Origin of the sequence: Streptomyces sp. DG2A-72, assembly GCF_030499575.1 — a bacterium.
Taxonomy (GTDB): domain Bacteria; phylum Actinomycetota; class Actinomycetes; order Streptomycetales; family Streptomycetaceae; genus Streptomyces.
In genome coordinates this window covers 5,740,353-5,760,751 of sequence record NZ_JASTLC010000001.1, presented here as the reverse complement: position 1 = coordinate 5,760,751, position 20,399 = coordinate 5,740,353, and the positions used below count along the sequence as shown (strand labels likewise).

The window sequence follows — 20,399 nt, the reverse complement described above, 5'->3', positions numbered from 1 at the left end:
GCGCGGCGCTGCGACAGAAAACACCAAGGGCCCTGCTCAGCAGGGCCCTTGGTGGTGAAGCGTGGTGGGACTCAGGGGAGCACGGCGGTCGGCGGCGTGGTCGGCCAGGTCATACGGATCAACCCGCCGTGCTCGCCGGCGGTGACCTCCACGTCGTCGACGAGGCCGCTGATGACCGCGAGGCCCATCTCGTCCTCCTCGGTCTCCGCGTCGGGATCCTCGGCCGCGCCACCGGGCGCGCGATCCCCGGGAGCCGAACGCGGCGCCTCGTCGCCGACCTCGATGGAGAACTGCTTCTCCTCCTCGATCAGCAGCACTTTGACCGGCGCCGTGATGCCGCCGCTCTGGTGCAGCCCGACGGCACGGGTGCAGGCCTCGCCGACAGCGAGCCTGACCTCGTCGAGGACGGCCTCGTCCACTCCGGCCCTGCGCGCCACCGCTGCCGCCACCAGTCGGGCGGTCCTGACGTGCTCGGGCAGCGCGCTGAAGCGGAGTTCAACGGTGGCCATGCATCCCCCTCGGAACTTCGGGCGTGCTGTCGGGGGACCGGGCTGCCGATAGCCCGGACCCCCTCATGAACTTCTTCCGTCCCGGGCACGGACGACTGATCACTGGCCCGGGCGCGGCGGTCAGTCTGTGGCCGCCACCGCTTCCTCGACCGAGGTGTGAATCGGGAACACCTTGGTGAGACCGGTGATGCGGAAGATCTTCAAAATGCGCTCCTGGTTGCAGACCAGGCGCAGCGAACCCTCATGGGCACGCACACGCTTCAGGCCGCCGACCAGCACGCCGAGACCGGTGGAGTCGAGGAAGTCCACGCCCTCCATGTCGACGACGAGGTGGAAACTCCCGTCATTCACCAGCTCGACGAGCTGCTCGCGCAGCTTGGGCGCGGTATAAACGTCGATTTCGCCACCGACCTTGACGATCGTGCGATCGCCGACGGTCTCGGTCGACAGGGACAGGTCCACGGATCCTCCAGCACCTTGCTATCGAGCGGTCGCCCCTCGGGACACCTCGGCAGGGCCCGGGACGGTTCGCCAGCCGCGATGGCATTCAATCACTTACGGCAGGCGTGCACGACGCCTTGGTCCCATTGTCCGTCACGCCAGTGACACACTCGGTGCCGATGGCCAAGAATCACCGATCCGATCGACCCTCGACGGACCCCGCCTCGCGCCTCGCTCCGGGCACGGTCCTGGACCGGCTCGCCGCAGGGCCGAGCCGGGCTTCGCGCATCACTCATACGGAGCATTTGCCCCCGCGCGAGGGTCGCCATGCCGTCTGGCCCGACCGGATCCGTGCCGAGGTCATCGCCGCCGTGCAGGCAGCGGGCATCGAGCATCCCTGGGCCCACCAGGCCCGCGCGGCCGAGCACGCCCTGGACGGCGACTCGGTGGTCGTCGCAACCGGCACCGCGTCCGGCAAGTCCCTGGCCTATCTGGTCCCGGTTCTGTCGACCCTTTTGGACGGTTCCGAGGCGCCGAACGGCCGCGGCACCACCGCCCTCTACCTGGCCCCCACGAAGGCCCTTGCGGCGGATCAGTGCCGATCTGTGAAGGAACTTTCACAACCGCTGGGCAATTCGGTCCGGCCTGCGGTCTATGACGGCGACACGCCGTTCGAGGAACGCGAGTGGATCCGCCAGTACGCCAACTACGTCCTCACCAACCCGGACATGCTGCATCGCGGCATACTCCCGTCCCACCCCCGCTGGTCCTCCTTCCTGAAGTCGCTGAAGTACGTCGTCATCGACGAGTGCCACACCTACCGCGGCGTCTTCGGCTCCCACGTCGCCCAGGTACTGCGCCGGCTGCGCCGCCTGTGCGCGCGGTACGGCGCCTCGCCCGTGTTCCTGCTGGCCTCCGCGACCGCCGCCGAGCCGTCGGTCGCCGCCCGCCGCCTCACCGGCCTCCCGGTCGTCGAGGTCGCCGACGACGCCTCCCCGCGCGGCGAACTGGTCTTCGCCCTGTGGGAACCCCCGCTCACCGAGCTCCAGGGCGAGAAGGGCGCACCGGTCCGCCGTACCGCCACCGCCGAGACGGCCGACCTGCTGACCGACCTCGCCGTCCAGGGCGTGCGCACGGTCGCCTTCGTACGCTCCCGGCGCGGCGCCGAGCTGATCTCGGTGATCGCCCAGGAGCGGCTGGCCGAGGTCGACCGCTCCCTCGCCCGGCGGGTGGCCGCCTACCGCGGCGGCTACCTCCCCGAGGAGCGACGCGCCCTCGAACAGGCCCTCCACTCCGGCGAACTCCTCGGTCTCGCCGCGACCACCGCCCTCGAACTCGGCATCGACGTCTCCGGTCTGGACGCGGTCCTCATCGCCGGCTACCCGGGCACGCGCGCGTCCCTGTGGCAGCAGGCAGGCCGGGCGGGCCGCTCCGGGCAAGGGGCCCTCGCCGTCCTGGTCGCCCGCGACGACCCCCTGGACACCTTCCTCGTCCACCACCCCGAGGCCCTGTTCGACCAGCCGGTCGAGTCGACCGTCCTCGACCCGGACAACCCGTACGTCCTCGCCCCGCACCTGTGCGCGGCAGCGGCGGAACTGCCGCTGACCGACGAAGACCTGGAGCTGTTCGGCCCCGAGACCGAGAGCCTGCTGCCGCAGCTGGAGGCCGCGAAGCTGCTGCGCCGCCGGACCAAGGCGTGGCACTGGACCCGCCGCGAACGGGCCGCCGACCTGACCGACCTCCGGGGAGGCGGCGGCCAGCCGGTGCAGATCGTCGAGTCCGGCACCGGACGGCTGCTCGGCACGGTGGACGCGGGCGCTGCCCACACGACCGCGCACGAGGGCGCCGTCCACCTTCACCAGGGCCGTACCTACCTGGTCCGCTCACTGGACCTGGACGACTCGGTCGCCCTGGTCGAGGAGGCCAACCCGCCGTACACGACCGTCGCCCGCGACACGACGTCGATCTCCGTCCTGGAGACGGACGTCGAGATCCCCTGGGGCGACGGCCGCCTCTGCTACGGCTCCGTCGAGGTCACCAACCAAGTCGTCTCCTTCCTGCGTCGACGTGTCATCACCGGTGAAGTGCTGGGCGAGACGAAGCTCGACCTCCCTCCTCGTACGCTGCGCACGCGTGCCGTGTGGTGGACGGTCACCGAGGACCAGTTGGACGCCGCCCGGATCAACCCGGAGATCCTCGGCGGCGCCCTGCACGCAGCCGAGCACGCGTCGATCGGCATGCTGCCCCTCTTCGCGACCTGCAACCGCTGGGACATCGGCGGCGTCTCCATCCCGCTGCACCCCGACACGCTCCTCCCGACGGTCTTCGTCTACGACGGCCACCCGGGCGGCGCCGGCTTCGCGGAACGCGCCTTCCACACCGCCCACTCCTGGCTGACGGCCACCCGACAGGCCATCGCGTCCTGCGAGTGCGACGCCGGGTGCCCGTCCTGCATCCAGTCCCCCAAGTGCGGCAACGGGAACGATCCGTTGCACAAGAGGGGCGCGGTACGACTGCTCACGGTGTTGCTGCGGGGGGCTCCGGAGGAGAAGGCGGAAGAGGAGCCGGCGAGGGAGCGGGTCCCTGATCCGGTCCAGGAACCGGTGCACGGTCCGGTCGAGGATCCGGCGCACGGTCCGGGCCAGGAGCCGGCGCACGGTCCGGTCCAGGAGCCGGTCCCTGGTGCGATCCAGGACCCGAGGAACGGTCCGGCCCGGGAGCCGGTCCAGGATCCCGCGCCACCGTCTCCGCAGGTCCCGCCCGTGCCCTGACCTCCGCCGCGAACGGGCCCCGGCCCGATCTCGCCGTCACGTCCGAGATCTCGCCCACGACATCGCACCGCACCAGCCGCGTGCCCTGGGCTCTCGCCACCCGGTCCGCCCGGGCGCAGGCCGCGGTGCCACCCTCCGCCCAGTGATCGGCCGCCGCCAGCGCGGCCAGGTCCGCGGCGCCCGCCGCACGATGCCGGGTCACGACGGCCTGCCCCAAGGCAAGGACGACGCCGAACACCACGCACAGCACGGCGATCGCACCGACAGTCCAGACGGTGGCGGAACCGCGGTCGGAGCACCGGTCGGCGGAGCCATGGTCGGAACACCGGAGGGCGGAACCCTGGTCAGAACACCGGACGGCGGCGAAGCCCCGGCGCGAACCGAAGCCGCCCACCATGCCCCTGGCCCTCAACTCCCCACCCCCACACTGTCCTCCGCCAACGCCACGGCCTCCTCCCGTACTTCGAAAGGCAACCCGTCCAGCACCGGTGGCTTCGCCACGACCGCCACGCGAACCTGGTCCCCCTCCCGGCTGAGCGTGACCTTCGCGCCGCGGGGTGCCGTCTCGCGGGTCACTTCCACGACCGCGTCGGCCGGGTCCTGGCGGGCCGCCGCGCGGGCGCCCGCCCTGGCCGCGTCCACACACTGGATCTGGGCGACCACGACGAGCAGCGCCGACACCAACGCCATCGCGAACATCACCAGCACCGGCAGCACCACGGCCGACTCCGCCGTGACGAATCCCCGGTCCCTCTCCCGCTCACATCCCCGCATCGAGCGCCCGTTTCACGATGGCCTGCAGCTCGGCGTCGACTTGCCCGCTCGTGACCACCTTGTAGAGGACGACCGCGAACGCCACCGCGGCGACGATCCCCATCGCGTACTCGGAGGTGACCATCCCCGCGTCCCTCCGCGCCGCCCGCGCCCCGCACATCAGGGCACGCAGCCGCGCCCATACCGCCTTGTACATCTCAACCCCCGTAAGGTTCGGTTCTGTTGCTCTCTCGCTTTTGGTCGTGCGTCCTTCATCCGCTTTGGTCGTGCGTCCTTCATCCGCGCCGCACCGTCATCCACCACCCCCTCCCAGCACCCCGCCCGCGAGCCCGATCACCACGGGCAGCACACCGACTGCGATGAAGGCGGGCAGAAAGCACAGGCCCACCGGAACGGTGACCATGACGGCCGCCCGTCTTGCCCGTGCGGTCGCGCTGCGGGCCCAGTCGGCGCGGGCCTGCGCCGCGAGGTGGGCGACGGGTCCGGCCGCCGGGATCCCGGACACGTCGGCCCGCTCCAGCAGCCGCGCCAACGCCCCGGCCCCCGGCAACGAGGCCAGCCTCCGCCAGGCCTCACCGGGTTCACCGCCGAGCCGCACCTCCGCCGCACCGCGCGCCAGCGCTTCCCCCACGGGGCCTCCCAGGGCTTCGCCCACGGCCTGCGCTGCGATCACCGGACCGGCGCCGGCGGCGATGCAGGCCGCCAGCAGATCGGCTGCGAGCGGGAGTTGACGCGCCGCCTCACCGACGTCGATTGCCTCGCCCGGCCCAGCGCCCACCTGCCGGCGACGCCACCGCCACAGCCCGACCGCACCGACCAGCCCCACAACGACCCCGGCGACCCCGCCGACGACAGCCCACCCGGCGCCCAGAACCCCGGCCACCGGGGCCCACCGCCGCACGGCGCCCCCCACATCGACGTGCACCCCCGCGGAAGCCACCTCCAGCCCCAGCAACTCGGCGACCCGCCGCCGCGCCCTCCGCTCACGCCGTACCGCCCCGACCCACCGCACTACCCACCCGAGCACCAGCACGGCCCCCAGAACCGCCCCCACCCTGTGGAAAACTTCCGCACTCACTCCGCCTCCTTCTCCCGATCCCGACCGGTCGCGACCGATCTCAACTGATCTCACCCGATCTCGGCCAATTCCGACCGAGTTCAGCTCCGGGCATCAACTGCATCCGCCGTCACCTCTCACACCACCCCGCTCTCACACCACCCCGCCCTCCCCCCGCCTTCACATCACCTCCGCCCCTCGCACGATCCGGGCAACCCACCACACCCCCACCACCTCCAGCAGCCCCCCGACCACCAGGCACCCGAACCCCGCCCCGGTGTGCAGCAGGACGTGCAGCGGGTCGGCACCGAGAGCCGTCCCGAGGGTGAGCCCGAAGGCCGGAAGCGCGGCGAGCATCACCGCCGTGGAGCGGGCGCCGGCCAACTGGGCGCGCAGATCGGCCCGTTGGTCCCGCTCCGCACGCAACGCCGCCTCGAGCCGGTCGAGCCCCGCCGCAAGCCCCGCACCCTGGTCCACGGCCACCCGCCAGCAGGCCGCGAGCCCCAGCAACCCCTCGGCCCCCGGCTGTCGCGCCGCGCCCGCCAGCGCACCCGGCACGTCCCCGCCGAACCTCGCCGCAGCCAGCACCGCCGCCTGCGCGCCCCCGAGCCCACCGGAGTCGCGCGCCGCACACAGGAGTGCCTCACCCGGCTGCCGCCCGGCCCTCACCTCCCCGGCGAGTGCCGCGCACAACGCGATCACCCCGTCCGCGCGCCACTCCCGCGCCCGCCGCGCCTCCGCGGCCAGCCGCAGCCGCCGCAGCAAGGGCACTCCGGCCACCCCCGCGACGAGCGGCAGCACCGACGCACCCAGCACCGCCAGCACCAGCCCGGCGGCCGGCGCCCACCACTCGACCCGCAGCCGACCGCGGAGCCGCCGCAGCCGACCGACCGCATCCCGCCACGCGGGCGGACCGGTCCCCACCACCCCGCCGCCCGCGAGCAGCAACTCCGCCCGCCGCGCCCCGGAGTGCCATCCACCCATCAGCCAGACCACGGCCCCGGCACACGCCACAGCAGCCCCCGCCGACAGCTCACCCATCCCAACCACTCCTTCGCTCCCCGGCACCGCATTCGTCCGCCGGAACCCCCAGCAACTCCCGCAACCGCCCCCACCCCCGCTCCCGCACAAAGGCCTCCTCGCCCCACCGCAGCGCCGGCACCGTCCGCACCAGCCCTGACGGGTCCCGCTCCAGCACATGGACCTCGGCGATCCGCCGCCGCCCGGCCCGGTCGCGCACGAGATGCAGTACGACCGCCAGGGCGGCCGCCAACTGGCTGTGCAGGGCGGCCCGGTCGAGCCCGGCCGCCGTGCCGAGCGCTTCCAGCCGGGCAGGCACGTCCGCGGCCGCGTTGGCGTGGACGGTCCCGCAGCCGCCCTCGTGCCCGGTGTTCAAAGCGGCCAGCAGATGGACCACTTCGGGCCCGCGCACCTCCCCCACGACGAGCCGGTCGGGCCGCATCCGCAGGGCCTGCCGTACGAGGTCCTCGAGAGTGACCAGGCCCTTGTTAGGAACAGTTCAGCAGTCTCAGCGGGGGCCCTGTCTCATCCGCCCACCCGCGCCTCCGGTCGAGCGCTCCTCCCGTCACACACCCAGGTGTCTCACAGACTTTGCCGTTTCTTGACCATGGGTGCGCCAGGGAGCCCCGCATTGTAGCGAAAAGCGCTTGAATCAATTAACGACTTTCCATATCCCGTGGCCCGCTGTATTTTACGGACGTCAACATCCTGCACCTGCATCGCAGAGGTGAAATCGTGCGCTTGTCACGCCTTTCCGTTTCCAACTTCCGGGGTGTTAGAGAGTTTGCGATCACCGACGCCTCCAGTCTCCCGATTGCGGTGCTGACCGGGTCAAACGGTGCAGGAAAGTCGTCCATCCTGGAGATCCTGGCATTCGTCGGGCGCGCGTCCGGCCTTGGTAAGAATGTGATCGGCCCCTACGGGAGTCACGCCGAAGTAGAGGCATCGTTCACCCTGAATGACCGCGAGTTCGAGATTCTCGACATGGAGTGCCGAGATAAACTCGGGCGTCCCGCAGAGAAGAAGGGTGAGTATAGCCGCAGAGCTATCATTGGCGAGGGCAAGAATCGACAGATATCAGGATCCGAAGAACTAGAGGTCGCATTCTCTCCCGAGTTCAGAGCAAGTCACCCATTTTCAGTGATGACCCTCATTGACTCCACACAGATTTTCCAGCTCAAGAACAGCCCGCGGATCAGCCTTGGCGCCCCGTTCAACCCTCAGGCAACTGTCAAGTCTCACTCCGGCTGGAACCATCCTGCTGTGGACACTGAGGGCTATCTAGCATCACTTGACTACGAGTCGATGCTCGCCAATAGAGAGGGAGCGGGAGGTGAAGACGCATTCGCCGGTATTTCCGAGCAATTCAGAAAGGTGACGGGGCGGATTCTCCTCAGGCCTTCCTCGAAACGAACTACCGGGTCCAGCTATATCTCGGTGGCGCTGCCCAATGGCCATCACCATGGGCTAGAGGGGCTATCCAGCGGCCAGCGGGTGGCTCTGGGGCTTCTCTGCCTTGGCCATTACCTGAAGACGACGGGCGGGATTGTACTACTTGATGAGCCTGAAGCTCACCTTCACGCCTCGCTTCATGTTCCACTACTGAACGCCTTCCGTGACCTCACCTCATCGTCTCAGGCCGTGATGGTTACCCACTCCCGGGAGATCGTTGCCGCCCTCCCTCCGCGCTGCATTATCGAGGTTCATCGAGATTCAGGAAAAGGTAACCAAGCTCATCGCCCATCTGCCCCCTATGGTGTATCAGCAGCGGTTGGCCATGGCGCCGCAGATGACATGCTGATGGATTTCCAGCTCGTCGTCGAAGGAAAGTATGACGAGGATGACCTCCTCTCACTCTTTCCCGACGAAATCAGCCACGCCAGAATCGTAAAGGCCGGTAATTCACATGAGGTCATGGGCCATCACCGCTCCTTGGCGGCTAGCCTAAACCGGTTGCCGTGGCTCTGTTTGCGGGACCGTGACCTCATGCCCAAAGAGGAGACGCAACGCCTTTCCTCTGAGTATTCAAATCTTCACATCTGGCCGCGCCGGGCGATCGAAAGTATGCTTCTTCACCCTCCCCTGATCTCTTCCGTGTTCCTGACGACGGTTGGCTATAAAATCTTGGAGGGTGAAGTAGAGGAGTTGCTCCGGGAGTTGGCCGACCCACTCATGGGCGAGGTGGCCGAGACACTGGCGCATGCGGAGATCAACCGCATGCATCCCCAGCCTCGCCGGACGGATTTCAGCTCCGTCCCTGAACTCAATCGAGCCTCCGCTCGCGTTCATGAAAACCGCGCAAGCGCATGGGAGGAGGTTGTGGCCACGCAACGAGACTTGGTTCAGGACCGCTGGGAAGAAGAGTGGCTGGATCTCGTTGACCCGAAGATTCTGCTTAGATCGCTTCAGGGAAAGACGAAAGTCTTCGGAAGGCATCAGTTCCTCAAGAAGGCGCTCATGACCCGCGCTGGCCAGGATCAGCAGGTCCGCCCACCGGGAGTGGAGGAGTTCCGCATCAAGTTGGAGCGTTTGCGCGCTTCTGTGTGAGCTCCCGGGTGTGCTCCTCTCCGACAAAGCCGTTGCGCGCCCCACGGGGCGCGCCCGGGAGGAGCAGCGGAGATTGAGTGTGACGGCTGGCTAGGGCGACGTTCAGCGTCGCAGCCGTGAAAGCACGAGGCTAGTGCGCCGCAGTTCCACGTCGTGGCCGGCCGGTCAGCACGGTATCGGCATGCCGGGCCATCCGGCGCTTCATCCCTGCGGGTTCGGTGCGACTCAGGCTCGGTTGGCGGTGCTGGGACGCGCGGGAAAAAAGCCGGGGCGGGCTCCGCTGCCGCTGAAGGTGACGATCCGTGCCTGCTCGAGGACGTCTGGGGGCGGTGTCGCGTTCTCGACGACGATGGCCTGGCCGGGGAAGGCCAGGAACGAGCGGTAAAAATGGTCGATCACGTTCGGGGGGATGCGGTCGGCGTCAAAGTCCGGCTCTTTGTACGTGACCAGGGGCGAGTCCAGAACCAGGAAGCCGAGATGCGGGAGTCTGCGGTCCAGGCAGTAGCGGGCCAGGGCGATGGAGAACGCGGCGTGCAGCAGAGCGCGCATGCCCCGGCCGTGGCCGGCGCGCGCCGTTCCGCCAGCACTGACGTCCCCGCTGTAGGGGTCGTAGCCGGCGCCTTCCACGTCGGGGATCCGCCAGGAATCCAGGGTGCGTTGAAAGAGCTCGTCGAACGACGACAGGATTCTGCCCGCGATCAGGGATTCCCGCCGCTTGGACGGCAGGGCGCCCTGGGCCACCAGCTGGGAGCGGTGCTCTTCCAGTTCATCGAGCCGGGCCCGCAGTTCCAGGTCGCGTTCGACACGCAGCCGCTCGTCGACAGTGTCCTGCAGCCCGTCACGGAGAGGGGCCAGTCGTGCTTCGATCTGCGCCCGGGCCCGGTCGGCCTCGGCCGCCTGCGCGCTCAGGGCCGTGCGACGTTCGGCCAGCTCGTCGCGCTGGCCCTCCAGCCCCTGAATGGTCAGCCGGAGGTCGGCGAGAAGGGAGTGCGTCTTGGCTGACTCGACGAGCACGGCCTCGTGCAGCTGGGTGGTCTCCTGATGGCCGTGCTGGGCCTGCTGGTGTTCGGGGTCCGCCCCGCAGAAGACGCAGCGGCCGACCTGGAAGTAGCCCAGCAGATTGCCCGCCTCGCTGACCATCTCCAGACGAGCGAGGTCTGTCTCATACTGCTGACGCAGGGTGTCGAATCGCCCCAGCAGGTCGAGCACCTCACCTAGGCGTGCCTCCAGCTCAGCGTCCGTCTCGGCCAGGTGTGCACGGGCGGCGACGACGCGGGCCTGCTGCTCGGACTCGCCGGCCAGCGAGCGGGCCATGTTGTTGAGGCTGTCCTCTAACCGGGCCAGCTGATCTCGCAGCTCGTCGGGGGTCTGGTCGCGGGAGAGTTTGGCGTGCAGGTCCAGTGCCAGCGAATCGATGAGGTTGATCTTGCCCCGCTGGACGCGCCGTTGAGCAGCATTGGGGAGTTTGGTCGCCGGGGGCTCGTCCTCTCCGGTCAGCATCAGTTTCATGACCGAGCGGGCGGTGGTCCTGGCCGCGGTGCCGCGGGTGCGCTGCGAGGGCGGATTCGGATCGATCATGCGGGTGTCGGTGACCACGCTGAGGTGGGTCAGGTCGGCAAGCTTGAGCAGTTCGGTGTTGCCGCCCTCGTTGGTGCGAACGTAGGTGTCGTCCAGTCCCAGTTTGCTGAGCAGGTAGTGCGAGATGTCACGGCGGCTGCGAATCCTGCGGGCCGAGACGATCGCGTCGGGGGTGGCGTGGGACAGCTCCCTCAGGTCGTCCTGGTGTACATGAATGCTCTTGCCGCCGGGCTTGCGGACCAGCGTGAGAGGCCTGCCGTCGGGAAGCACCAGGCCGAGCAGGATCTGTCCGTATCCTTCGGCGCGCGGGATCGAGGGACGGACATGACCGCCGAGCATGTAGTCGATGGAGTCGACCAGGAAGGTCTTGCCCGTGTTGGAGGAGCCGTAGATCACCGTGAACTTGGGGTCGAACTCCACGCTGGCCGTCGGCAGGCCCGCACCGGCGTACGTCAGATGGGTCAGGGTGAAGTTAGCCATGGCCGACCCCCAGGTGCTGCATGCCGGCAGTGAATTCGTTGTGCCAGCGGGTCGTGATGTCGCGTGTGGCCGCCACCGCGTCCGTGGTCGAGGCGAACTGCTCCACGGCCCACTGCGCGCGCTGACGCAGTTCGCCGACGTACGGGGCCTCCAGGATGCCGACGAACCCCGAGCCGCGCGGGGTCACCTGGTAGACGAGCCCGTCATCGGTCGCCTCGACCGTGGCCAGGCCGGCGCGCAGCAGCACCTCCAGCCCTTCCTGCATCATCTGCCGTTTCATGCCGAGCTCGCCCGGCTGGGCGGGCAGGCGGGGATGGAGGCTGGGCGGACCGTCGAACTGGCTGCTGTGCAGCATGGCGTGGTCCAGGACCACCAGCCAGGAGAGGTCCAGTGGGTGAGGATGGCTGCGGGCCAGCAGTACCAACGTACGCATCCCCACTTCGACCGGACTGTTGAGCGGGTTCATCGGCAACCTCCTTTGCACCAGTGCAGCTTGTCGACGTTCGCCAGTTGGTGGCACATGCCTTGACGCTGGCTGTTGCGGAACAGGTGCAGCAGGGGCGACCCGGTGAGGGTCATCTGCCCGGAGGCTTTGAGGACCTGCTGGAGGCGGTCCCACCCTGAGGGGTAGTCGATGGCGGCCACCTCGATCAGGTTGGTCAGCACGTCGTCCTGTAGCTCCTCGTAGGTGTCCCCCGCGATGCTCTCTCGTGCATACATGCGTAGGGCCTCCGCATCGAAGAACGCCACTCGCTGCCGCCCAAGATGCTCTCCCGAATCGGGGTGCTCGAAGGCGTGCTGCACGGTGGCGATGTCCTCGCCGAACCTCTCCTGGTAAACGTCCAGGAGCTGCTGGAGGTAGCGCGCTTCGTTGACCTGGGGCTCGGGAGGGGGAAGGAGTTTGCGGGGCTTGCCGGTGGGCGGCAGGTTGAAGCGGGAGGCGAACAGCGGCGACTTGCTGTAGACCTCCAAGACCTCGTCCAGGTTCACGGTCCAGAACATCGAGAAGTCCGTGCGCTCCGCCAACGCCCGCACGGCCGCCCGGGTCTGTGGGGACAACGCGGCGACCGGCTTGGTCCGCCCGTCCAGGTACGTGAGAAACCGGTCCTTCAGCGCGGCCGGGGTCAGCACCATGTCCTTGAGCCGGGGATGGATCTTAGGTGCCACGAAGATGTACCGGGCGGGGAGCGTCCGGCTCGTCTCCAGCGTCGCCGCGAACGGTTTGATCATCTCGGGCAGCGCGTCGTCGAGCGTGAGGTCGTCGGTGTAGTGCTTGCACTGGTAGCAGTGCCAGGCACCGTTCAACCGCTGCTCGCTCATGAAGGCGACGACGTCGGCGCCGCGGTCGTTGGTCCCGCCCAGGACCTCCACGCCGAGGTAGCCGAACTCGTCCCTGCGCATGCGAACCCACTCGCAGGTGAACTGCTCCCACTGCTCCGGCGTCCAGTAGAAGACCTGCTGCAGGGGTGTCCGGGTGTCGAACTGGTTGTGCGGCACGACCGACGGCGGCGGCACATACTGCGACACGGACACACCGTCCGCGCTCCTCTGGCCACCGCCCTGCGGTAATGCGTCCACTCCTACCCCCCCGGTGCGCCGTTTCCCCCAAGTACACGCCGCTGCCCACTTCTACCATCGGAGATCGTCGATGGACAGGGCGCGCGCCTCCACCGGGCCTCGGTGACGGCTCGGCGCCGGGGCGGATGTCCCCGGCAGGATTCGGCCGTCAGCGGCGTACCGATAACGCGAGCCGGTTGGTCAGGTCATCGGGGCGGCCGCGACGGCGCCCGAGCTCACTCAGCTGCAGAACCGACGAAATCCGCAGACGATGGGACTCACCGTTGATCGGCCAGCACCACGGGACCGACACCTACCCGCGTCTGTGACCTGCACGTATGGCGACTTCATGGCCGCGCTCTCGTCGCTGTCAGTGCTCTGCCGTACGGTTCAAGAAGGACCAGCACGTACGAGCGCGAGAAGGAGGGGGAAGGACCATGACAGCGATCGAGGAGCGCCCCACAGACCAGGGTGACGCACGGTATGAGGAATTGTCTTACGACGAGTGGCACGCCGGCGCCCTGGCAGCTCTCGAAGAGCTCGGCCTCACCTATGCCGAACTGAAGGAACAGGCCCGTAACCGCGACTTCTCCTCCGCTCAGGCGCACGCCCTGTGGTCACTCATCGGGGGCACTCTTGATCTCTGATGCTCTGCGGTCAATGGCGACCGAGTTCGCAGTGGAGATGGACACCATGCTCAGCCAGACCGTGGCTCGTCACGTTCAGGTCCGGGCACTGGCTATGCAGCACCGCCAGGAACGTACGTTTCTAGTCGCCAGCAACGTGCAGAAAAATCCGATGAAGTCGCAGCGGTTTGAGTTGGACACACCGCCCGGGCGCCCGAACCTGTGGATGGAGGTCAGTTTCCAGCTCCGGTTCGACGAAGAACGCGAGTACCTTGCGGTCCAGCAGTCGTTCGTAGGCGTATTTAAAGACAAAGAGTCCAAGGAGGGTCTTTTCCACTACGACTACGAACGCCGCAAAGGTGACGGATACCCCGACGCACACCTCCAGGTATACGGATCCTCAACCACATGGGAAGAAGTCCTCCCGGGACGCCCCCTACCTAAGCTGCACTTTCCCATGGGCGGCACAAGGTTCCGCCCATGCGTCGAAGACATCGTTGAATTCCTCATCGTGGAAGGCATCGTGAACCCGCGACCAGGCTGGAAAGAGCTACTCAACACCAGCCGGGACAAGTTTCAGGCCAATCAATTGAAGGCTGCCATGCGGCGGAATCCGCAACTCGTCGAAGACTTCGTCCGCCGTCACGGCGAGTCCCTCGGCATCAAGATTACTTACTGATCGCTGCCCCCTCATCAGGTGGATCGAGATGCGGTGGAAGGACACAGCTCCACGTTCACGCGAACTCACCAGCATCACACCCACGGTCCGTAAGACGCCTCCCGTGAGGCCCCAGGGCAAGCCTCCAGCGCACGTCCCCTGAGTCCGGGCAGATCCCCCACTCCTCTACGGTGCCGGTCGCCGTCAGACGCGTCAGCACGCTGTGGAACCCCTGATCATGCAGGCCGCATTCACGGATGATCCGGTCGCCTTCGCTCAGCCCCTCGCTCGAGGACGGATCGCTGTGCGCCGCGAGGTAGACGCCCAGCAGCCACAGCCGGTGCTCGGTCTGCCCCGTTCGGGCAGGGCGCGCAGTGCGCAATGCCCAGTCGGCGGCGCGCCGCCGGTCGGGGCGGGCGGGTGACTGGGTGAGCAGCGTGGCGTCACGAAGCTTTGCAGCGACCCCGCCGGCTCCGGGACCGTTCACCACGTTTAGCCACCTTGCCCGCTCCAACTCGTAGCAGGTTTCCCCGGCGTCGATACGAAGACCGCGCAGCAGGCCTGCCGGGAGTTCGACGTGCATGTACGCGTTCATGCGCAGCGCGCACTGCAGGGCGAGGAGCCTCGCCCCGGCCGAGACGTCCGCAGGCAGGGCGGCGGCCAGGTAGCTGAGGATCTCGCCCACGCGGACGCGTTCGCCCGGTCCCCTGCGCCGCCGTGTGTGACGCGGTCGTGCAGAGGGCGGGCGCAGCGGTGCGGCAAGCAGGGTGTCGGGCACGATGGCTGCCTGGACGGTGGCTGCGGCGCAGGCGCGGCAGGCGTCGGCGAGGCGCCAGATGCGGCCGCCGCGTTCGCAGGCTAGGAGCAGCCGGATGGGGCCAGCGCACCCGCGATGGCGGCGGTGCCAGCGGCATCCGCGTTCGTGGCACTGGCAGATGCGCAGGTAGGTGGCCCGAAGATCACCGCGGGCGTGCCGGGCAAGGTGGGCGAGGGCCGCCGAGCGGGCGGACTCCGCGGTGACCCGCTGGCCGTCCTGGGGACATTGCCGGCAGACGAGGACGATTCCGCCGGTCTCGCGTCTCAGTTCCACCGTCCAGGTCCGCGGCGCCGGTGGACACACGGTGTGCAGCTTCATGGGCGCGTATTTCCCTCCCTTCCTTGTCCTGCGCCAGCCCTACCGCGCCGTACGGCGGCGGCCGACACGGTAGTGCAGACCCCTGCCCTCTCGCCGGTGGGCCACTGGGGTAAATAGGGCAGAGGTCTGCACTGACAGGGCAAGGGTCTGCACCGTCGGATAGTTGGGTGACGATCTTGCCGCCCGACCCGGACCTCAATGCGCTCCGGCTGCAGCTGGGGCGTCTGCGGGCTGAACGAGGGTGGAGTTACGACGAGCTCGCCAGCCGCAGCGGCCTGGCCAGGCGCACCGTGATTGAGATCGAGCAGGGCCGCACCATCGGCACCCTCAAGACGTGGCACGCCCTCGCACACGCCCTGGACACACCGTTCGACGACCTCTTCGCCACCCTTTGCCACGAGCACGACCTGCCCGGAGCCGACGGCAGCTCCGACATCTGATCCGGGCCGTCCGGCACCGGCGGCGATTCACCCAATCCGGCAACGCCGTATCGAATGCGCGAGCAGTCGTTCGCACTGCTGTCGCCCCATTCTGCTCTGCCCGGGGGACCATCCGGGCCGGGTGCCGCCGGTGCGGCGTGTCGGCTGGCAGGTTCGCCCGCATGTGCTCATCACCTTCTCCTTCTGCACGGCGCTGGGACGGCAGCCGCGCGAGCGCGCCTCGGCGGCGATCCCTGCGTATCACTCCCGACAGCGCCAGCCAGCTGTTGCGCTGCGGCCAGACCGCCTCCTGCCGCGCGTGCGGCAATCCGGTCGAGTGGTACCGGCGCGCCGACGACCGCCCGGTGCAGCTGCATCCGCACGAAGTGCCCGCGGCCCGGGTGCCGGAGTCCTGTCGCTGGCACGTCAGCCGCGGCATCGCCCATCCCGCGGGCGACGGGAGCAGCTGGTGCCGGCTGGCGCACGCACTGCTGTGCCCCGGCCGCCCGGCGCCGCCTGCCGCGCCGCAGCTGTCCGGGCTGCGCCGGTCTCTCGCCCTGCGCACACGCCGTCTGCTCGACGCCGGAGTCCTCGCTCCGCCAGCCGCGCCGGCCAGCAGTCCGTCGCCGGGCCAGGCCGTCTGCCAACCGGCCCGGCCTGTCGTGCAGCTGCTGTTCGTCCGTTACCTGGCCTCCCGCCCCGTCGACGAGATCCAGTGCGTCGCTCAGACGCTGCGCCGTACCCGCTGCACCGCCAAGGTTCTCGGCCCCAGCTCTCTGCACGGTGTGTGGGCCCTGGTGCCAGTGAGCGCCGACCAAGGCCAGCTCGCGCTGCCGTCGGATGTCATGGCCGTCTACAGCCTGTCCGCACTGCCCTACCCGGAACAGCTGCGGTGGCGTGCCCAGCGGTGTGACCAGCATGCCGCCACCCCTGCGGCGGGTGACCTCGCCGTTGCGGACTGGGAGTCCTTCGATCCGCTCCGGCACCACGAACACATCCGCACCCGCCTGCCCTCGCACGGACGCCGTCCCGGCGGCCCCGCTCCGCGGCAGGCCCAGTCGTGACACGTCAGTACGTCGTCGAGATCGCCCTGACCCGGCCCGCCTCCGCCCGGGAGCTTCACCGGGCCCGCTGTTTCGTAGCGTTCGCCGCAAACGCGGACCGCACCCGGTTGATGACGGTGCAGAGCGGCAAGAGCCCGGGCCGCGCCTTGCACCGGCTGCGACGTCGGCTGGACTCGGTCCTGCCGATCGACGTGCTCAGCACGCACTACCCCGACCGCCACGGCCGGGTCCTGCTCAACGTCGTCCTCAGCCGCAGCGCCAACGCACAGATTCGCCAGGAGGCGGCCGCCAGCGGTGCGCGCCCGTGAGGTCCTGCGCGAGCGGATCACTGCCGGCCTTGCGCGAGAGCAGCGCGAACGGCATCAGCGTCTCGAGTCGCAGCTGCGCCGCCTGCTCACCCACCACACGCCGGAAGAAGTCCTGGCCTGCGCCGCAGGCCGTCTTCTCCAGGCGCGCCCGCCCCGCTGAACCAACCGTCGTTCGCCCAGCATCCGCATCACCAACTGCCGTCGGTCTGGCCATTTCCATCCCCCGGAGTCCTTGTTGCACACTCCCACCCCCGAACAGGTCCACGCGGCGGACACCTTCCGCTCCGGCCAGCACCTCGCGCTGCAGGCTGGAGCCGGAACAGGGAAGACCAGCACGCTGTGCCTGCTCGCCGCCAGCACCAAACGCCGAGGCCGCTACCTGGCCTTCAACAAGGACATCGCGCGCGACGCCGCAGCGCGCTTCCCGTCCACGGTGCAGTGCCGCACCGCCCACGCCACCGCCTTTGCCGCACTCGGCCACCGCTACGCCGACCGGCTCAACAGCCCCCGCCAGCCGGCCTGGAAGACCGGACAAGCCCTCGGCATCCTGCGCTCCCTGCGGATCGCCGATCACGAGATCAGCCAGAGAACCCTGTCCCACAACGTGCTACGCACCGTCACCCGCTTCTGCCACTCCGCCGACGGCACTCTGACGCACCGCCACGTGCCGCGTGTGCGGGGCCTCGACCTGCCCGCCGACCACCGGCAGTTCGCCGAGCTCGTGCTCCCCTTCGCGGCCAAGGCGTGGGCAGACCTGCAACGCCCCGACCACGGCGTCGTCCGCTTCGAGCACGACCACTACCTCAAGATGTGGGCCCTGACCGGACCGAAGATCGAAGCCAACTTCCTCTTCCTCGACGAGGCCCAGGACACCAACCCGGTTCTGGAGCAAGTGTTCATCGCCCAACGAGACCACGCCCAGCTAGTCATGGTCGGCGACTCGGCGCAGGCCATCTACGGCTGGCGGGGCGCAACCGACGTGATGACCGGCTTCGACGCCGAGCAGCTGACCCTCACCCGCTCGTTCCGGTTCGGGCCGCAGATCGCCGACGAGGCCAACCGGTGGCTCGCGCTCGCCGACGCCCCGATTCGCCTGACGGGGACTACCAGCATTCCCGCAGAGGTGAGCAGCATCGACCACCCGGATGCGGTGTTGTGCCGGACCAACATCGGCGCGATGACGGAGGTCATGCGCCTGCTCGGTGAGGGACGCCGCGTCGCCCTTACCCGGGGAGGACAACAGCTGGCCCAACTCGCTTTCGCTGCCCGTGATCTGAAGGAAGGCCGCCGCACGCACCACCCCGAACTCGTGCTGTTCGCGTCCTGGGGCAACCTGCAGGACTACGCCGCCTACGATCCGGCAGGTCGCGACTTGCAGCCCTTCGTCGACCTCGTCGACACCCACGGCCCCGACGCCATCCTCGCCGCCGTATCGCAACTCGCCGAGGAGGCGCACGCCGACGTCACCGTCTCCACCGCCCATAAGGCCAAGGGCCGCGAATGGCCGACGGTCAGGATCGGTAAGGACTTTCCCCAGCCGAAGGACACCGATCCCGGCGCGACCGCAGCCAGCCAGCCCCCTGAAGTGAGCGACACCGATGCCCGTCTCGCCTACGTCGCCGTCACTCGTGCCCGCCATCGACTCGACCTCGGCGGCCTGGCATGGACTACACCCGCCCAGCAGGCGGAAGGCGAATGAACCCCCGCAAAGAGGCTGGCCAGCAGCCCGGTGCCGCAGGCCGCCTGCCGGTGTCAGCCCGCCCAGCCGATATCGATCACCTCGATGCCGTCGAGGAAGGAGGTGAAGCACACCCACGAGCGAGGCCCGAAGACCAGCGCGGCGTGCCAGCCTCCGGGCTGCGGCCATTCACCCGGCCGCACGAGAGCGGTGGCGATTGTCTCCATCACCACCTTGCGCCCCTCCGGCGGCAGCTCATCTAGGGCGTTCTCCACCCGGATCGCCAGGTCGACCTCGTACGGCACTGTGCACCCCCGTGCTCGTGATCATGGAGGTCCACACCTTACGGTCCGGGGTCTGGTCACGCGCAGGCCTGTGGATAACCACTCCGCGCACAGGTCAGCGGCACTCTGACAGGCGGCCGGGCACCGAAGATGGGGCTCCGTACCGCCGCCCGATCCGGAGACGCGACGGTCAGAAGGAGCGGGGCTTGACGCTGAATCGTTCAACGAGGCCCTGTGCGAGGAGCCGGTGGGCGCTGAACTATTCGGCCACTGCTTTCGGATCACCCCAGTTGTTGGCGTCGGCGAGCGCGAGCGTCGCCTTGCGCAGCGCCTCGCCCAGCTTCGTCATCATGCCCTCGGTGACCATGCGGGTGCCGGGCGGGGCAATGGCGTTGCCATAGGCCTGTGGCAGACCGTCCAGGACCAGGACTTTGCAGGCCCTTGCGGGGGAAGCGGATCCCGTTCGTACTTGTGGACACCGTTTGGAACTGACCACTGACCGCCAGCAGGCGGACCTGCGGCAAGCCAGAACCATTTATCACGCCGCAGCCCCGACCGCGTATCTGGCCGAGGGCTGCTTCGACGATCGAGGGTTGGGTCAGAGTCCAGCGTGCTGAAGCAGTCTTCTGACGATGCTGGTGATGATCAGCATCCTGAAGCGCGCCTCGTCCGCGCTGGAACGGCCGGGGTGGGGACCCTCCGGGTGCGAGATGCCCCAGGCCCCTTGCATGAGTCGGCCCCACTTCTCGGGGACGACCTTCTTCTGGTCAACCATGAAGTTGATGGCATTGCCGCCCGAGGCGCCTGTGTAGCCGTACTTCTGCGCGACTCGAAAGGTCACATCTTCGAGCATCGGGCGGAGGGCCCCGTTGCTGGCCTCGTAGTTATGGTGGTTGAGGTTGTCGACAGCCTGCTTGTAGTGGTTGAGAGCGACCTCGAAGCCGGCAGCATTGAGCTGCGCTTCCAAGGCGCTGATCTCCCCGGCCATCTCGGTGCCTGGCGCTTCGGTCGGGCGGATGTGATAGGTGACGGGCCCCTTGTCGATCTCGATCCAGCTGTCGAGATCGATCTCCGTCCGGATGGTCGGGTCATCCCACATAAGGTCGTAGCCGTCCGCGAGGAGCGCCTCCTTGAGCTGGAACAGCAGACTCTCCGGGCCTAGCTCGCTGGGATGCCGGAAGCCGCTCGTCTGCTCCTTTGCGAACGCGAGCAGGCCACGGTGGGCATCCTTGTCGCCCTTATGCGCTGCCCGCCGCGCGTCCACCAGGACCGTCTGGACAAGCCTCTCTTTGGAGGATGTCTCGGTGATGAACCGGTCCAGGTTGGCGGCAAGCAAGCTGGTGTGGATCTCCTTCGCCGTCCGCGTGACAGCGATCTTGATGAGGACGGCCAGAGTGGGACTCGAGAGGGTCTGCATCACAGCGAGACATCTTCGGTGACCGACAACGGTTCCGTCCTGTGGTTTCCGAGATCAGCGCTCAAGCTGGTGTCGT

The 20,399-nt window shown here is 68.5% G+C and carries 20 protein-coding genes and 2 pseudogenes; 8 read left to right on the top strand and 14 right to left on the bottom strand.

What is annotated here, in order from left to right; all coding sequences use genetic code 11:
- Window positions 1-71: 71 nt before the first annotated feature.
- Complete coding sequence (locus QQY66_RS27540; protein ID WP_210577898.1) at window positions 72-509, bottom strand: ATP-binding protein; 438 nt, start codon at window positions 507-509, stop codon at window positions 72-74.
- 120 nt (window positions 510-629) lie between these two features.
- On the bottom strand, window positions 630-971 hold the full coding sequence (gene bldG / locus QQY66_RS27535; RefSeq protein ID WP_097267104.1) for an anti-sigma factor antagonist BldG: 342 nt from the start codon (window positions 969-971) through the stop codon (window positions 630-632).
- 158 nt (window positions 972-1,129) lie between these two features.
- Between bldG and QQY66_RS27530 the strand changes: the two genes are divergently transcribed.
- Window positions 1,130-3,721 (top strand): DEAD/DEAH box helicase, encoded by a 2,592-nt coding sequence (locus tag QQY66_RS27530; protein ID WP_301982969.1) that lies wholly within the window; start codon window positions 1,130-1,132, stop codon window positions 3,719-3,721.
- Here the strand turns inward: QQY66_RS27530 and QQY66_RS27525 are convergent.
- The 6 genes and pseudogenes from QQY66_RS27525 to QQY66_RS27500 all read right to left on the bottom strand — a co-directional run.
- Window positions 3,699-4,016 (bottom strand): annotated as a pseudogene (locus QQY66_RS27525) (Rv3654c family TadE-like protein); the annotation flags it as partial. The gene QQY66_RS27530 and the pseudogene QQY66_RS27525 sit on opposite strands and share 23 nt — an antisense overlap.
- A 113-nt stretch (window positions 4,017-4,129) precedes the next feature.
- Entirely contained in the window at window positions 4,130-4,495 is a 366-nt protein-coding gene (locus QQY66_RS27520; RefSeq protein ID WP_301982968.1) for a TadE family type IV pilus minor pilin, read from the bottom strand.
- Window positions 4,482-4,691, bottom strand: a complete 210-nt coding sequence (locus QQY66_RS27515) for a DUF4244 domain-containing protein (protein ID WP_210577896.1) — start codon at window positions 4,689-4,691, stop codon at window positions 4,482-4,484. The genes QQY66_RS27520 and QQY66_RS27515 overlap by 14 nt, the downstream gene beginning before the upstream one ends.
- Window positions 4,692-4,787: 96 nt before the next feature.
- Window positions 4,788-5,573 carry a type II secretion system F family protein gene (locus QQY66_RS27510; protein ID WP_301982967.1) on the bottom strand — a complete coding sequence of 262 codons (786 nt, stop codon included), beginning with the start codon at window positions 5,571-5,573 and terminating at the stop codon, window positions 4,788-4,790.
- A gap of 159 nt (window positions 5,574-5,732) precedes the next feature.
- Entirely contained in the window at window positions 5,733-6,593 is an 861-nt protein-coding gene (locus QQY66_RS27505; protein ID WP_301982966.1) for a type II secretion system F family protein, read from the bottom strand.
- A pseudogene (locus QQY66_RS27500) lies at window positions 6,586-7,056 on the bottom strand (ATPase, T2SS/T4P/T4SS family); the annotation flags it as partial. The pseudogene QQY66_RS27500 and the gene QQY66_RS27505, both read right to left, overlap by 8 nt.
- Window positions 7,057-7,307: 251 nt before the next feature.
- On the opposite strand from QQY66_RS27500, the gene QQY66_RS27495 reads away from it, so the two are divergent.
- Window positions 7,308-9,119: an ATP-dependent endonuclease gene (locus tag QQY66_RS27495; protein ID WP_301982965.1), complete on the top strand. Its 1,812-nt coding sequence runs from the start codon at window positions 7,308-7,310 to the stop codon at window positions 9,117-9,119.
- 225 nt (window positions 9,120-9,344) lie between these two features.
- Here QQY66_RS27495 and QQY66_RS27490 read toward each other — a convergent pair whose 3' ends face one another.
- The 3 genes from QQY66_RS27490 to QQY66_RS27480 are packed head-to-tail and all read right to left on the bottom strand — an operon-like array spanning window position 9,345 to window position 12,710.
- Window positions 9,345-11,177 (bottom strand): hypothetical protein, encoded by a 1,833-nt coding sequence (locus QQY66_RS27490; protein ID WP_301982964.1) that lies wholly within the window; start codon window positions 11,175-11,177, stop codon window positions 9,345-9,347.
- The gene (locus tag QQY66_RS27485; RefSeq protein ID WP_301982963.1) at window positions 11,170-11,643 is read right to left on the bottom strand and encodes an ABC-three component system middle component 2; all 474 of its coding nucleotides are present in this window, start codon (window positions 11,641-11,643) and stop codon (window positions 11,170-11,172) included. Before QQY66_RS27485 ends, QQY66_RS27490 begins: the two co-directional genes overlap by 8 nt.
- Entirely contained in the window at window positions 11,640-12,710 is a 1,071-nt protein-coding gene (locus tag QQY66_RS27480) for an ABC-three component system protein (protein ID WP_301982962.1), read from the bottom strand. The genes QQY66_RS27485 and QQY66_RS27480 overlap by 4 nt, the downstream gene beginning before the upstream one ends.
- 461 nt (window positions 12,711-13,171) lie before the next feature.
- Between QQY66_RS27480 and QQY66_RS27475 the strand changes: the two genes are divergently transcribed.
- Together QQY66_RS27475 and QQY66_RS27470 are read left to right on the top strand one after the other, a co-directional pair.
- Window positions 13,172-13,381, top strand: a complete 210-nt coding sequence (locus tag QQY66_RS27475; RefSeq protein WP_258311499.1) for a hypothetical protein — start codon at window positions 13,172-13,174, stop codon at window positions 13,379-13,381.
- Window positions 13,382-13,394: 13 nt separating this feature from the next.
- Window positions 13,395-14,039 carry a hypothetical protein gene (locus QQY66_RS27470; protein ID WP_301982961.1) on the top strand — a complete coding sequence of 215 codons (645 nt, stop codon included), beginning with the start codon at window positions 13,395-13,397 and terminating at the stop codon, window positions 14,037-14,039.
- A gap of 55 nt (window positions 14,040-14,094) precedes the next feature.
- On the opposite strand, the gene QQY66_RS27465 is transcribed toward QQY66_RS27470, so the two are convergent.
- Complete coding sequence (locus QQY66_RS27465; protein ID WP_301982960.1) at window positions 14,095-15,153, bottom strand: hypothetical protein; 1,059 nt, start codon at window positions 15,151-15,153, stop codon at window positions 14,095-14,097.
- 167 nt (window positions 15,154-15,320) lie between these two features.
- Here QQY66_RS27465 and QQY66_RS27460 point away from each other — a divergent pair, with 167 nt between their 5' ends.
- The 4 genes from QQY66_RS27460 (at window position 15,321) to QQY66_RS27445 (ending at window position 18,643) form a co-directional block, all read left to right on the top strand.
- Window positions 15,321-15,593 (top strand): helix-turn-helix transcriptional regulator, encoded by a 273-nt coding sequence (locus QQY66_RS27460; RefSeq protein WP_301982959.1) that lies wholly within the window; start codon window positions 15,321-15,323, stop codon window positions 15,591-15,593.
- Window positions 15,594-15,754: 161 nt separating this feature from the next.
- Window positions 15,755-16,636: a DUF6083 domain-containing protein gene (locus QQY66_RS27455; RefSeq protein WP_301982958.1), complete on the top strand. Its 882-nt coding sequence runs from the start codon at window positions 15,755-15,757 to the stop codon at window positions 16,634-16,636.
- Window positions 16,633-16,944, top strand: coding sequence for a hypothetical protein (locus tag QQY66_RS27450; protein WP_301982957.1), 312 nt, complete (start codon window positions 16,633-16,635; stop codon window positions 16,942-16,944). The genes QQY66_RS27455 and QQY66_RS27450 overlap by 4 nt, the downstream gene beginning before the upstream one ends.
- Before the next feature lie 235 nt (window positions 16,945-17,179).
- The gene (locus QQY66_RS27445) at window positions 17,180-18,643 is read left to right on the top strand and encodes a UvrD-helicase domain-containing protein (RefSeq protein WP_301982956.1); all 1,464 of its coding nucleotides are present in this window, start codon (window positions 17,180-17,182) and stop codon (window positions 18,641-18,643) included.
- 53 nt (window positions 18,644-18,696) lie between these two features.
- On the opposite strand, the gene QQY66_RS27440 is transcribed toward QQY66_RS27445, so the two are convergent.
- Window positions 18,697-18,927 (bottom strand): hypothetical protein, encoded by a 231-nt coding sequence (locus QQY66_RS27440; RefSeq protein WP_301982955.1) that lies wholly within the window; start codon window positions 18,925-18,927, stop codon window positions 18,697-18,699.
- A gap of 577 nt (window positions 18,928-19,504) precedes the next feature.
- Entirely contained in the window at window positions 19,505-20,326 is an 822-nt protein-coding gene (locus QQY66_RS27435) for a hypothetical protein (protein ID WP_301982954.1), read from the bottom strand.
- Window positions 20,327-20,399: the final 73 nt, after the last annotated feature.